11 protein-coding genes are annotated in these 13,618 nt (G+C 45.6%); all 11 read right to left on the reverse strand.

What is annotated here, in order from left to right:
• Positions 1 to 18: 18 nt before the first annotated feature.
• The 11 genes from KJS52_RS12385 to ruvX all read right to left on the reverse strand — a co-directional run bounded on the left by KJS52_RS12385 (position 19) and on the right by ruvX (position 13,617).
• Positions 19 to 1,848, reverse strand: coding sequence for a peptidoglycan D,D-transpeptidase FtsI family protein (locus KJS52_RS12385; RefSeq protein WP_213515491.1), 1,830 nt, complete (start codon positions 1,846 to 1,848; stop codon positions 19 to 21).
• Between the two features lie 111 nt (positions 1,849 to 1,959).
• A complete protein-coding gene (locus KJS52_RS12390) occupies positions 1,960 to 2,535 on the reverse strand; it encodes a hypothetical protein (RefSeq protein WP_213515493.1) in 576 nt (191 codons plus the stop codon).
• A 147-nt stretch (positions 2,536 to 2,682) separates the two neighbouring features.
• The gene (locus tag KJS52_RS12395; RefSeq protein WP_213515495.1) at positions 2,683 to 3,696 is read right to left on the reverse strand and encodes an SDR family oxidoreductase; all 1,014 of its coding nucleotides are present in this window, start codon (positions 3,694 to 3,696) and stop codon (positions 2,683 to 2,685) included.
• Positions 3,697 to 3,823: 127 nt separating this feature from the next.
• Positions 3,824 to 6,037 (reverse strand): methyl-accepting chemotaxis protein, encoded by a 2,214-nt coding sequence (locus tag KJS52_RS12400; RefSeq protein ID WP_213515497.1) that lies wholly within the window; start codon positions 6,035 to 6,037, stop codon positions 3,824 to 3,826.
• A gap of 181 nt (positions 6,038 to 6,218) precedes the next feature.
• Positions 6,219 to 8,252: a methyl-accepting chemotaxis protein gene (locus KJS52_RS12405; RefSeq protein ID WP_213515498.1), complete on the reverse strand. Its 2,034-nt coding sequence runs from the start codon at positions 8,250 to 8,252 to the stop codon at positions 6,219 to 6,221.
• A gap of 355 nt (positions 8,253 to 8,607) precedes the next feature.
• Positions 8,608 to 9,864 (reverse strand): peptidase U32 family protein, encoded by a 1,257-nt coding sequence (locus KJS52_RS12410; RefSeq protein WP_213515500.1) that lies wholly within the window; start codon positions 9,862 to 9,864, stop codon positions 8,608 to 8,610.
• A 527-nt stretch (positions 9,865 to 10,391) separates the two neighbouring features.
• Entirely contained in the window at positions 10,392 to 11,324 is a 933-nt protein-coding gene (locus KJS52_RS12415) for a peptidase U32 family protein (RefSeq protein ID WP_213515502.1), read from the reverse strand.
• Positions 11,325 to 11,357: 33 nt separating this feature from the next.
• The gene (mltG, locus tag KJS52_RS12420; RefSeq protein ID WP_246563486.1) at positions 11,358 to 12,491 is read right to left on the reverse strand and encodes an endolytic transglycosylase MltG; all 1,134 of its coding nucleotides are present in this window, start codon (positions 12,489 to 12,491) and stop codon (positions 11,358 to 11,360) included.
• A 94-nt stretch (positions 12,492 to 12,585) separates the two neighbouring features.
• Positions 12,586 to 12,900, reverse strand: coding sequence for a DUF1292 domain-containing protein (locus KJS52_RS12425; RefSeq protein ID WP_213515504.1), 315 nt, complete (start codon positions 12,898 to 12,900; stop codon positions 12,586 to 12,588).
• A gap of 2 nt (positions 12,901 to 12,902) precedes the next feature.
• Positions 12,903 to 13,193, reverse strand: a complete 291-nt coding sequence (locus KJS52_RS12430; protein WP_213515506.1) for a DUF1292 domain-containing protein — start codon at positions 13,191 to 13,193, stop codon at positions 12,903 to 12,905.
• A gap of 16 nt (positions 13,194 to 13,209) precedes the next feature.
• Entirely contained in the window at positions 13,210 to 13,617 is a 408-nt protein-coding gene (gene ruvX / locus KJS52_RS12435; RefSeq protein WP_213515509.1) for a Holliday junction resolvase RuvX, read from the reverse strand.
• Position 13,618 lies beyond the last annotated feature (1 nt).

The raw sequence follows: 13,618 nt of genomic DNA on the forward strand, positions 1-13,618 counted from the left end.
ATTCAGCAGGCTGTTTTTTTATTTTGTCGACTGCTCATTTCGGTCATGCTCGGCTGCCAGCTCCATTACCTGTTTGAACAGCTGTGTCGCTTTATTGCTGCTTCCTTGCTTGGCCTTGCGAACCAATACCGCAGCAGCATATTTGGGCTTGTCTGCCGGACCGTAGCCGACAAACCATTGGTTATTCAGCCCTTTAGACGCACCGCTTAATTCTGCTGTTCCTGATTTTCCTGCAAGCTTCCAAGCTCCTCCGCTGCCAATCTGACGAGCCGTACCAAATTCAACAACACCATTCATATAGCTCATCAGCTTTCTTGCTGTTTGAGCATGAATTCGGAAGCGATGCTCATGGCCTTCATGAACGGGAAATTGCATAACGGGCAGCCCATCAGCATAATTAATGCTGGATACCGCTCTCGTCTCAAATTGTCTGCCTCCATGAATAATCGTTACCATCATATTGGCTGCTTGCAGCGGAGTCAGCCTTACATCGCGCTGGCCAATGCCGGTTTGCGCCAGTATGCCGCCATCATGCTGCAGTAAATCCAAAATTGCGATGCCTCTTTCTTCCTCTTCCAGCAGGCGCAGCGGCGCTGTAAACGGCCCGTCTGCCTCATTATTGTGCCAACCGACAGGATGGATAGCCCCTAGGGCGCTGGCCGTATCGTAAAGCTGCTGGGCGGTTAACCGTTCAGCCAGTGTTGCAAATACGATGTTGCAGGAATTGGCGAAGGCTTGTTCAAGTGTTTGCTCGCCATGCCCTCCTTTTTTCCAGCAGGACAAGCCGTATTTTCCGTATTCGCCATTGCAGTGGAACGTCTCGTTTTCCTTAACGACTCCGTACTCAAGCGCGGCAGCAGCTGTAACAATTTTATAGATAGAGCCTGGCTCATATGCTGTTAATGCATGGTTTCTCCAGCTGTCTTTATCGACTTCATTCCATTGCCCGGGCAGCAGCGCAGGGCGCGAAACCATCGCTTTAATGTCTCCATTGGCGGCATCCAGCAGTACAACTGCTCCTTCTGCAATAGCTTGCTTATCCAGCAGCTGCTCCAGCGCTGCTTGCAGCTGCAGGTCGAGTGTAGTCACGACATTTAGCGGATAATAAGGATTGTCAGCCTCAACCACTCGCGGACCAATGCCGGACATATAGCGCGAGCTGGCATCTAAAGTATAAGAGATGTAAGACGGTCCAACGCCATGAATGAGCCGATCAAGCGAGTGCTCAAGACCGCTTACTCCGATTTTCGTATTGCGGTCCCAGCTGGCAAGCTGTTTAATTTCTGCTGCATAATGCTGCTCCACCCATTCGGGATGCTCACCCGTAAAGCCGATCAAGTGCTTGAAGCTTGATTGATGCCCATATCTTGCTGTATAACGAACAAGCTCAAAACCCTCTGTTTGCAGCCGCTTAAGTCGGTTTATCTGCTCCTCGGACAAGCGGATAGGCAGGCTCATCTCATCATATATATATTCTGCATATTCCAAAGCAGTAAGCCAGTCTCGCAGCTTGTCCGGATCCTGCTTTAACAGCTGTGCAAGCTCTGCAAGCTTTGCCTTCGGATACAGCTCCCAGCTTCTTACCGGAAAAAATGCGACCGTCATATACTGCTCTGACTGCAAGGGCTTGTAATGCTCGTCCAAAAAAATCCCGCGTCCGTCGCTTAGCTGCAGCTGTTTGCTGCGCTGAGCGACCGCCGTACGCTTCCAATTATTCAGCTTGTATTTGCTATTGGCTGTCGGCCAGGTCATTGATGTTGGGACTACCTGCAGCACGAGCAGGCGAATCGTATAGACTACAATGATGAGTGAGAACAGGATGCCAACGATAAACGCTCTTCGCTGCATGTATGCTTACCTCCTGATGAATTGCTAAAAGCCTAAACAGCTACATCATCAGTATGCCTATATAAAATAAGCGGTAAACGTCATAAGCAAGCTCGTTGGCATAGTAAATCACTAGCGCTCCAGCTCGCTGCTTTCACAAAAAGCAACAAGCGAGTTCGCGATTTCAACCAAAGCTTCGACAGTTACTTTGTCGGAAGCTCTTTTGTCTACTCCAAGCATATATTGCCAATGGTCATGCTCAAAAGCTAGTACATGAAAAACAGGTACATCGATTAACAATGCTTCAGTCCCATTGTTCAGGCTATAAACTCCTTTAAGCTTTTTATCGCTTACTGTAATTTTGTACTGAATAGGCCGTACATCTATTTTGTAATGATGTGCAGGAAAGTTTTCGCTAATAAAAGTTATCTCCAGCGAGTCATTTCTTTCACCCTGCAATTGATTAAATCTGGCAAAGATGTGGGTAAATTCGAGTGGTGGAATTCTATAAGGCAGCTTCAGGTTTTGCTTGAAATGCTGTTCAGCTTCACTTACAGCTTCTTCTAATGAGGTATATCCATATCTAAAGTAAGGATACTCATATGGCTCGAGAAGCTCATTTTCGGCTGCAAGTGCCTGATTGACACAAATAAGCTGGCAAAACAGAATGCACAAGAAGAGCGATGCTACTAATAACTTTCGCTTCATTTCATTCATCCTAATCCTTTTTGCTATAGCATTTCCTGTGCATCTTTTTATCATCCAAATAGAAAAGCCCAGCTTTCTCGGGTCATTGTTTCCTGCTAATAGCAAGGAATGACTTGAGAAGCTGAGCAATTCATCTTACGACAACTATTATGCTTTGACGGCTTGTACGGCTTGATCGAGTGCTGCGATTACTTTGTCGCACCAGCTGTCAAACTCCGGATCTTCAATTTGCAGCTCAGGATGAGCCAAAATGTTTTCGATCGTTCGCTTGATGCCTTGATCCAAGCGAGTTGTAGCTACAAATTCCGGGACAAGCCTTTTAAGCTTGGAGTTGTCAAATACAACAGAGTTGGCCTTGTCACCCAACAGCCCGCCTGTAAATTGATCGTCGCAAGTAGCTAAAAAATGAGAGGAAACATGTACGGCATTCAGCTTTACACCAAGTGCATCGGCGATTGTTTGATAAATTTGATTCCAGGTGACTGTTTCGTCAGAGGTAATATGAACGGACTCGCCTATTGCATGAATATTTCCCATCAGCCCAATAAAGCCTTTGGCAAAATCGCTATTATGCGTCATTGTCCAAAGCGATGTACCGTCACCATGGATAATAACAGGCTTATTTTCCAGCATCCGCTTTGCTACCTGCCACGAGCCGCGTCTGCCATGCACACCAAGCGGTATTGATCGCTCGTCATAGGTATGACTAGGCCGCACAATCGTAATTGGAAAGCCATGATCGCGGTACTGCTTGATTAAGTATTCCTCGCAAGCTATTTTATTGCGGGAATATTCCCAATACGGATTGGATAACGGAGTCCCTTCCGTTACTCTATAATCTGAAAGCGGAGTCTGATAGGCGGAAGCAGAACTAATAAATATGAATTGCTTCGTCTTTCCACGAAATAAACGAAAATCTCTTTCCACCTGCGATGGATGAAATGCAATAAAATCAGCGACAACATCGAACTGCTCGTTTTCGATGAGTTGGGCAACCTGCTCCTCATTTTGAATATCTGCCTGAATAATTTTGACTCCTTTAGGCAAATGTTCATTGCGATTCCCTCTATTCAACAGATAAAGCTCACAGCCTGTTTCAAGCAACTGATTCGTAATCGCATTGCTGATCGTTCCTGTTCCTCCAATAAATAGCGCTTTCATAAATCCACCTCCAAAAATAGTACGAGTGCCACTATTATATTATCTATTACTGCATTTTACCAGATTAAAAAAGCGAGCAGAAGAACGAAGACAACTAAGGTCCTCATCCCTTGCTCGCTGACACCTATTAAATTTTAAATTTCGTCAAGCTGTCCTTCAAGTTATTCGATACTTGCTGGAGTTGCTCTGACAATTGAACAAGATTCTGGCTAATGCTCAACTGCTCTGTGCTTAATGAAGCAACCTCTTCGCTTGTTGCTGAAGACTGCTCGGCTACAGCACTTACACTGTTCATTGAATCGCTTAAAATCTCCTGCGACTTGTTCAGCTCTTCAAATGCTTCCGTTACAAGATTCATATTGTTCTTGAATTGCTCCATTTGAGCTTGAACTGAAAGGAACAGCTGATTTGCTTCTTTAACTGAGCCGATTTGCTCCTGGAATAAAGGATACGCCTCTGTCAATACATTTACAGTTTCTTTAATTTCATTTGAAATTTGAGCTGTAATTTGTCCTACCACTTCAATGGAATGGCGTGATTGATCGGCGAGCTGTCTAATTTCATCAGCTACTACCATAAAGCCTTTGCCTGCAGCTCCGGCACGGGCTGCTTCAATTGTCGCATTGAGTGACAAAATATTCGTTTGCTGTGTAATCGAGTTAAGCACATCCAAAATTTTGACGATCGATTTTGTACTGTCCTGTAAAGAATTAACTTTGTCGACCATCGCCCGCGTCATTTGCTCTGTTGAAGCGGTTTTGTCAATCAGCTCGGACATATAGCTTAACCCTTGCTGACTGGCATTTTCCACCTCACGCGCCGAGCTTGACATTTGATCAGCGTATTCGTTAACCTGCTCCATCTGCTCATTAATTTTATTCGTCAGATCGGTTCCTTTTTCAGCCTCGACTGCGAGACTCGTTGCACCGCCAGCAATTTCATCAGTAGCGACTGCTATTTCTTTCGCTGCAATCGCTGTTTTATTCGACGTTTCCGATAGCTGCGAGGCTGTTTTCAACACTTCTGCTGCTGAATGCGTCGTTTGAGTAGCAAGCGCCGAAATTTGCTCCATCATTGCGTCAAAGCTAAACGCAAGCTTGCCGATTTCATCCTTGCGAGTTTTAACCGAAGCGCGTACGGTTAAATCGCCCTTGGCACCCTTTTCCATCTGTCTACTAAGCTGAGACAGCGGTGCTCCAACGTTTTTCATAACGAAAATGCCGATACCGACTGCAATAATACCCGCTATAATACAAATAATAATGGTAATTTGACTGATTGGCGCAGCTTGCTCTGCCAGACGCTCGATTGGAATCGTCCCTAGTATTCTCCACTGATCATAGTTTTGCAGTGTTTGGAATACTGCCAGATAGCTTTGCCCATCAGCACCAGTAACCGTTCTTGAGCTGGATGTTAGTTCAGTAGTCGTTTCCTCAATTGCTACATTCGGCTCCGAGCCGTACCGTTCTTTATTTTGGCTGAACGCATAATTCAAGTTATTGTCCATTACAGCAACTTCACTGCCATCGCCAAAATCAACGGTGTATGCCGCGTTGAAAAGCTGGTCTGCGTTGAATTCAATGACAATCATAAATGAAAGATCAGCATTGCTCAGATTGCGCGATAAACGAGCCAACGCAACCGACTCATAAGGCGTCGTATCTAAAATCCCTTCCGCCTGAGGCTCGATCCATATTGTCGCTCCAGATTCCTCTTCTGCAGCTTTAAACCATGCAGCGCTTCTGTATTCATCCCCTGTTTTCATGTTCAACGTATTTTGCGTAAGAGAGCCGTTAATAATCGGATCAGCTTTAGTCAGCGGAATAAGTGCAATATTTTTAATCGTATTGTTTGTCACCATATAGTTCGACAGCTTTTCATTAATGTTGCGGTTCGCTTCAAGAAGCTCATATGTTTTGTCTGTCGATGTTATGACTTCCATCGATTTTACAATTATCGAATCAAACATAATTTGAAACGAAATATCTATGTAACTTTTTAATACTGTATCTATGCTATTGCCAACCTGCTTGATCGTTTGCATGCTGGCGTCCGCGACATTCGTTTCCAGCAAGCCCTTTGCCTTTTGGTAAGACACTATCCCTACCGTCGATACGCATATTACAATGCTGGCAAAAATAATGAGCAATAACCTCGCGCCAATGCTTTGAAAAATATTGATACTGCTGTCCTGCTTCAAGCTGCTAAGCTGTGATTTCGCACTGCTTACCAGTGCATTCGACTTTTTATCCTTCTTTTCTTTTACCTGCTCTTTCTCCTTCACTTTCACTTCTTCTTTGCTTTTTGCTGATGAAGAATTTTTGTTATTACCTTTCCTCATGCTGCCAAACACCACCTTCAGATAATGTACAACTAATGAAGTAAAGTTCATAAATCAAACAACTATAATCATACCACCAAACTCCTACATATTTCTACAATTTTCTAATATTCTTGTGACAAGCATAAGAAAAGCGAATGATCAATAGTCGTAATTGATCATTCGCTTAACATCTTTTCACCTATACTTTAAATTGAGACAGCGTTTCCTTCAGCGCCGTAGATACCTGGCTCAGCTCTGTTGACAGCAGCACCAAATTATCGCTAACATTCAGCTGCTCAGCGCTTAGGCTGGCTACTTCTTCCGAGGTAGCAGATGACTGCTGGGCTACAGCACTAACATTGCTCATTGCTTCATTAAGTACATTTTGCGACGCTTCAAGCGCTTTAACCGAGCTCATTACTTCCTCCAGCTTGGCAATTAAGCGACCCATTTGCTGCTGTACATTTACAAAGATATGATTGGCTTCCTTAACAGAATGAATTTGCTCCTGGAACATTGGATACGCGCGCGATAGCACCTCTACGGTTTCGACAATTTCATTTTGAATGCGACCTGTAATTTGCCCTACAACATCTATTGACTGCGTAGACTGGTCAGCAAGCTCCCGGATTTCATTGGCGACGACCATAAATCCTCTGCCCGCGCTCCCAGCCCGCGATGCTTCTATCGTTGCATTCAATGATAAAATGTTCGTTTGCTTCGTAACCGCATTGAGCACATCAAGAATTTGCACAATGGAACGTGTGCTGTCCTTCAAGGCGTCAACCTTAGTGACCATTTCACGCGTCATTTCCTCCGTTTGCCCTGTTTTATCGATCAGCTCTGCCATATAGGCTGTTCCTTTGCCGCTCGCCTGCTCAACCTCGTAGGCAGATTGCACCATCTGCTCGTTAGAAGCCAGCACCTGCTTCATTTGGTCGTTAATCGCCAGCGTTATATCATTGCCCCGCTCCGCTTCCACCGCTAAACTGGTAGAGCCGTTGGCAATTTCTTCGGTTGCTACAGCAATTTCCTTGGCGGATATTGCTGTTTTCTTCGAGGCGTCTGTAAGCACCGAAGCTGTCGTTAGTACTGCATCAGCCGACGTTTTCGTTTGGACCGCCAAATTTGTAATTTGCGTCATCATTTGATCAAAGCTGTCACTAAGCTGGCCAATCTCATCCTTGCGCTTGCGTATTTTAGAGCGTACTGTAAGATTTCCTTTCGCTCCTTCCTGCATCAGATCACGCAGCTGAATTAACGGCTTGCCGATCGTCAGCATAACAATGATCGCAATCAAAATCGCAATCAAAGCCGCGGCAATTGCAACCTGCACCGTTAATGTCCGAATGACAATCGCATCCTTTACTAATTCCTCGACCGGAATGCTGCCGACGAGATACCAGCTGGCAAATGCAAGCTTATGGTGAATGAGCAGCACGTCGCCAATACCTTCGATCGATTGGCTCACGCTATTGTGCTCACTGCCGTCCAGCGCAAATGCTGCTGGTGTGGCAATGCTGGCACTATCTCCATGCACCATAAAATTGTGGTCCTCATTTACTACTGAAATTTGACTGCCTTCACCCAAGGACACTTTATTTAGTTCATCCAGTATGCCTTTTGTCGGAATATCGAGCAGCAGTATGTAATGTGCTACGCTGGAGGACGTATTTTTAAGCAAGCGTGCAACGCCAAAGCTCGGCATTGTATTATTGGAGGTAAGCGAATTGGCTCGTGAATCAAGCCAAAGCGTACGTCCCCCCAACTCCTGCACTTGCTCAATCCACGGCTCCTCCAGCAAGCTCTCCACTTTGGACAGCTGGGAGTTGCCTGCCGTTATAATGCTTAACTGGTCATTATTAACCGGTATTAATGCCATGCCCGCTATATTGTCATTGCCAAATATAATGCTCTGCAGCTTGTTCGATAGCTCCTTGGTCGCTTCGAATTTTTCATATTCCCCCAGCGTGCTGCTTTGCAGCGTATCAACCAGCTCATGAAAGGCTGAATCCACTAATATTTGCAGTGTAATGTCATCATACTTTTTCATAACATTGTCTAAATTTACTGCCAGCTGGGTTATCGTCTGTTGACTGGATTGCGACACCTTCGTTTCAATGATCTTCTTCGATTCATTGTAGGCTAAAATACCCATCGTCAGTACACAAGCCAAAATCCCGCCAATGATATAAACAAATAGCTTAAGTCCTACTGATTGAAGCGGATTCATACTTTTCGTTGACTTTTTCTGCTTTGTCTTCTGCATTTCATGATTCGATTCTTTATGATCGTTCCCCACACTTAAGCACCGCCCTTTGGATGAGATAAAACGCTTTCAACAACAATTATGTATGTATTCGCTTTCAGTTGAAATATACTTCTATTATTTGGGATGCGCATCGAAATGTCAATGAGGCTGTGCAAGAAAAACGTCGATTGCACACGTTTTAAAGGGGAAGAGTAGTTCTCGAGTCATAATTATAGTAATAAAAAATCGCCGCTTCCTGTAAAAGGATCGTTTCTATCACTTTTACGGAAGGGCGATTTTCTGCACGATATTGCTTTTGCTAATTTATCGCAGATTGTTAACGAATCTTCTTGCGCATCATATCCATTGGCTCAACTGGCTGTAGTGTGCGAATGCGCAGCTTTTGCAGCGGATGGCGTGCTACATCCAAGGCATTGCCGTCAAGATCAGTCAGCTCAGTTACAGCTTGCTTGAAGAAGCGGCCGCCTGGTCCAACAAATTCAATTTCCTGGCCAAGCTTGAAATGGCTGCGCTGCTCAATCGTTGCAAATCCTGTTGCTGGATCATAATCATGAACTACAGCAGCGAAATCATACGGCACCGGCTTTTGCTCTTCCGCATAAATATGATCCTCTGCACCCGGTACATCAAGGAAAAAGCCTGTATTAAGCGGACGATTGGCCGCTTTTTGAATTTCCTCCAGCCACTCCGGCTTCAGCTCATAATGATCCGGATCTGCAAAATAAGCATCAATCGCCTGACGGTAAACATTGACCACTGTCGCCACATAATGAATGCTCTTCATACGGCCTTCGATTTTAAAGCTGTCGATCCCGACGTCAATCAAATCCGGAATATGCTCAATCATGCACAAATCCTTGGAGCCCATCGTAAACGGATCATCCTCAGGCTTATTGACTGGCGCATCCTCCAAAAATAAATCATACTTCCAGCGGCAAGACTGGCAGCAGCCGCCGCGGTTGGAGTCGCGGTCTGTAAAGTGATTGGAAAGCACGCATCTTCCCGAGAAGGAAGAGCACATTGCACCGTGGATAAAAGCTTCAATTTCAATGTCGACATGCTGCTTAATCTCTTCAATTTCTTCAAAGCTCGTTTCACGTGCCAGAACAACACGCGGCAAGCCTTCTTCCTTCCAGAACTGCACCGTTTTCCAGTTCAGCACCGACTGCTGCGTGCTAAGATGCACCTCCAGCTTTGGTGCAACGCGCTGCGCCGTTTCAATAATAATCGGATCAGCAGCAATGATCGCTGCAATACCAGCTGCCTCCAAATTGCGCAAATAATCCTCAATACCTGCCAAATCTTCATTATGCGCGTAAATATTCGTCGCGACAAACACTTTAGCACCATAGCGCTTGGCAAACTCTACGCCTTCCTTCATTTCTTCAAAGCTGAAATTATCAGCGTTGGAGCGCAGGCCATACTGCTGTCCGCCAATATAAACCGCATCCGCACCATAGTGAACAGCAAACTTAAGCTTTTCCAAATTGCCGGCCGGAGCCAACAGCTCAGGACGCTCCAAACGATTGCGCTTGCCATTATAGCGTCTAGCTCTTTTCATTGCTGTGCTCATAACTAACCCCTCCTGAATCTATTACTATACTTGCTTATATCAGCGCTCCGGAGCAAAGCATCCTACAGTCGCTTTTTAAATCGTAATGCTTTTATTTGAATTTTAAGGTTGCATTACGATGTTAAAGGCGACCCACATTCGTTTTCCGGATGCTTTGCTCCTCCGCTGTAGCTTTTTTTTGAGTGCAGGACCAAGAAGCTTGGACGAAGCTAGAAAACGAGGAGCGCAGCGTAGGCAAATGCTACGAGAGCACCGCAGTTTTCGCTAGCGTTCAAGATTCGCCGCCGACTACGCTGCGAAGCATCACATCGTCATCAAAGTCCAGTATTTTGAACCACCTCTTCCAATGAAAGTTCAAAAAGCACGGCTTTCAGGACCAAGAAGATGGCACGATACTAGAAGGCGAGGAGCGCAGCGTAGGCACTTGCTACGTGAGCACCGCAGCCTTCGGTAGCGTGACATATTCGACGTCGACTACGCTACAACGCAATACATCGTCATCAAAGTCGTGCTTTTTGAACTACATCTCAGTAGACTTGTTCTTTGAAGAAGAATCCGAAGCTCAGCTCACGTCCCGGATCCTGTAATTCACGAATAGAATCCAGCAGACTTTCATCAAACGTATAGTTTTCAGGATCTGCCAAGTATGCATCAATAGCTGCGCGATAGGCCTTCACTACCGCAACATTATATTCCGTTGACTTTAGAATGCCTTCAATCTTGAAACTATCAATCTTCACTTCCAACAGCTCATGCAAGTTTTCCAGCATGCAAATATCATCCGAGCTCATAATATGAGTGCCATACTCATCCTCGAAAATAGGGAAGCGCTCGTCAGGTCGATCATTTTCCATCAGATACAAGCCTGAAGCCTGCTGCAGCTTGGCATAGTCCGACTGCTGGCGATGATGCTCAGCATAGCTTTGAACGAGTGAACGCTTGGAATGATAGATTGCCGTCATACCATGCACTTGAACTTGAATCTCCAGCTTGCTGTTTTGCTTGATTTCGAAAATTTGCTCCATATTAAGCTCACGCGCCAGCACATAGCGCGTAGCTCCGCGTCTAGCCCAATAATCGGCAGTTGCGTAGTTGGTAGAAGTCATCTCTGCATTCCAATGCAGCTTCATCGCTGGCGCATGCTCTCTGGCCGCCATAAGCACAGCAGGATCGCCGTATACGATCGCATCTACCCCGAACGAGTTAATCGATGAAATATATGACGGCAGCTCATTTACCGTCGCGTTATCGATCAAGTTGTTCATCGATACATACAGCTTGGCCCCCTTTTGATGGGCCAGCTTCACAGCCTGCTCGATCATTTCCAAATTAAATTGCCCAGCTAGCCTGCTGCCGAATTTCGCTTCCCCAACTAAAAGCGCTGTTGCGCCAGCTTCAAGCAGCTGCTCACACTCCTCCAGGCTAGCAGCTGTAACCAGCAGCTCAGGAATATATGACATTGAATCCTCACCCCATCTTTAAGCAGACGGCCACTACTCGGCCGTCTGCTTGCTTTTCTCAATATTTTGCTGATGCTCACGATACGTTTTTGCAAATAAGTGCGTATTCGTGCCATCCTTTTTCGTAACATAGAATAAATAGTCATGCTCCTCAGGATAAAGCGCAGCTCGGATAGAATCCAAGCTTGGATTCGCTATCGGTCCTGGCGGCAGGCCATCGATTCGATAGGTGTTGTACGGGCTGTCCAGCTCTGTATCCTCATAGCTTAGCACTTCCTTCTGTTCTCCAAGCGCATATTGAATCGTTGCATCGATTTGCAGACGCATCGGTTCTGCCAGACGGTTGTAAATAACCCCTGCCACCTTCGCTCTTTCTTCATCCACAACGACCTCACGTTCAATTAATGAGGCGATCGTAAGCATCTCATGCATCGTAATGCCTAGCTTGTCCAGCTGATCGACCCAATCCTCAGGCAGCGAAGCAAGCTTGCGATCCTGCTCCTTAAGCAATCTCAGAATTAATTCTTCCTCTGTAATGCCTTTGGCGAATTCGTAGGTGTCAGGGAATAAATAGCCCTCCAGACGATACTTCACATTTGCTGCTTCCTTAGGCATCAGCAGCACCGTTTCTGCTCCCGACCAGGTGCGGTCCTCGTTCGCAAGTGCAACAAAAGTATCGCGATCGCCCAAGCCCTCGGCAGCCAGCTTTTCAGCAATTTGCTCAATCGTGAAGCCTTCTGGAATAGTAAACATGATCGTATCCTCGGCAATGACATCGCCGGCATTCAGCTTGGCAATTACCTCAACCTTGTCCATTCCAGGTGTAAGCTCGTACTTGCCTGCTTGGAAATTAGCTCCTTCATCCTTCAGAACCAAATAATATCCGAAAATAAAGCTATTTTTAATAATGCCTTTTTCCTCAAGCAGCTTGGAAACACTGTTCGCTGACATCCCTTTCGTAATCGTCACCTCTACAGGCTCCCCAGCCTTTGTAGGTCCAAGCTGATTCCACACATAGTACAGGCCACTTACTGCGACAACAAGCATTAGAAAAAGCAAAGAGAAGCAAACCCAAAAGGAAACGAGCCATACCCTCGGTTTTTTGCGTTTCGGCTTTTTTACTTTCTCCGGCTTAGATTGTAGCACTTCCTCGTCTATATGATTCAATGCTGTACCCCCCTCTATTGTATTGCCAGCCGCAATCTGTTAAACCTCATCAAAAAGAGCGGTGATCGGCCGCTCTTTTGAGATTGCTTTTCAATTAAGGTCTTTCATCATTAACGAATTGCAAATCATCGTAAGCCTCCGACACGGCTTCCCACTCATCCTCGTCGACGATGCTCTCAAGCTCGATTTCATCTTGCTCGGAAATGACTCTCATAAACTCGACCTCGTCTTCAGCCTTCATCGCTTCGGATTGCAAGGCGACATACGTAATATCGCCCCATACAAACTCCTGCTTAATATGATAAGACTGTTCGACACCATCGTCAGTTAGCAGCTCAATTTCGCGACCGAAATGCTCATGCAATACGGATGCAGGCTTTGGAGCCGACTGTGGATATTGAAATGTCATTTTTACTCCTCCAGCTCGCCAAGCAATGTATTGAACGTTTCTTCAACAATTGCCCACTCTTCCTCATCATCAATCGTATAAAGCTGCAAATCGTCGCCATCCTCCGTATAACGGAAGGCATAAACCTCGTCCTCGTCTTCATTTTCAGAAATCAGAGGCACGACCATCATATATTTTGCGTCAGAGTCATCAACCTCGAACTTCATAATGACCTCGAATTCCTCTTCATTGCCATCCTCATCCGGGATGTAAATAATTTCTGGCTCTTCAAAATTATTTTCGTGATTTGACATGTTAACCCTCACCTTTTCATTTAGAATCAAGATAATTTTGCAAGATAAGCGTAGCTGCCATCTTGTCAACAACTTGCTTTCTTTTTTTTAGACCGACTTCCGCTTCCGCCAATGTGCGCTCTGCCACAACAGTAGTTAATCTCTCATCCCATAGGTGAACAGGTAAATTTAGCTTTTGCCTGATTTGCTCTGCGAATGCTATGCAAATCTCACCGCGAGGACCAATCGTACCGTTCATGTTTTTGGGCAGTCCAACCACGACCTCAGAAACCTCATTTTCCTTTGCAATATCAGCAATCTTGTCGAGTTCTCCGCCGTCACGTCTTTTCTCGACTACGGTTAGCCCCTGTGCCGTCCATCGCAAAGCATCGCTTATCGCGACGCCGATGCGACGGTCACCATAATCCAACCCCATGACTCTCATC

This window comes from Paenibacillus montaniterrae (assembly GCF_018403185.1).
GTDB lineage: Bacteria > Bacillota > Bacilli > Paenibacillales > Paenibacillaceae > Pristimantibacillus > Pristimantibacillus montaniterrae.

Coding starts and splice junctions, on each gene's coding strand:
- KJS52_RS12410 (WP_213515500.1), bottom strand. CDS start 9,864: ATGAGCACAGCAATGAAAAGAGCTAGACGCTATAATGGCAAGCGCAAT.
- KJS52_RS12400 (WP_213515497.1), bottom strand. CDS start 6,037: ATGAGGAAAGGTAATAACAAAAATTCTTCATCAGCAAAAAGCAAAGAA.
- KJS52_RS12405 (WP_213515498.1), bottom strand. CDS start 8,252: ATGAATCCGCTTCAATCAGTAGGACTTAAGCTATTTGTTTATATCATT.
- KJS52_RS12395 (WP_213515495.1), bottom strand. CDS start 3,696: ATGAAAGCGCTATTTATTGGAGGAACAGGAACGATCAGCAATGCGATT.
- KJS52_RS12430 (WP_213515506.1), bottom strand. CDS start 13,193: ATGTCAAATCACGAAAATAATTTTGAAGAGCCAGAAATTATTTACATC.
- KJS52_RS12415 (WP_213515502.1), bottom strand. CDS start 11,324: ATGTCATATATTCCTGAGCTGCTGGTTACAGCTGCTAGCCTGGAGGAG.
- KJS52_RS12390 (WP_213515493.1), bottom strand. CDS start 2,535: ATGAAGCGAAAGTTATTAGTAGCATCGCTCTTCTTGTGCATTCTGTTT.
- ruvX (WP_213515509.1), bottom strand. CDS start 13,617: ATGAGAGTCATGGGGTTGGATTATGGTGACCGTCGCATCGGCGTCGCG.
- KJS52_RS12385 (WP_213515491.1), bottom strand. CDS start 1,848: ATGCAGCGAAGAGCGTTTATCGTTGGCATCCTGTTCTCACTCATCATT.
- KJS52_RS12425 (WP_213515504.1), bottom strand. CDS start 12,900: ATGACATTTCAATATCCACAGTCGGCTCCAAAGCCTGCATCCGTATTG.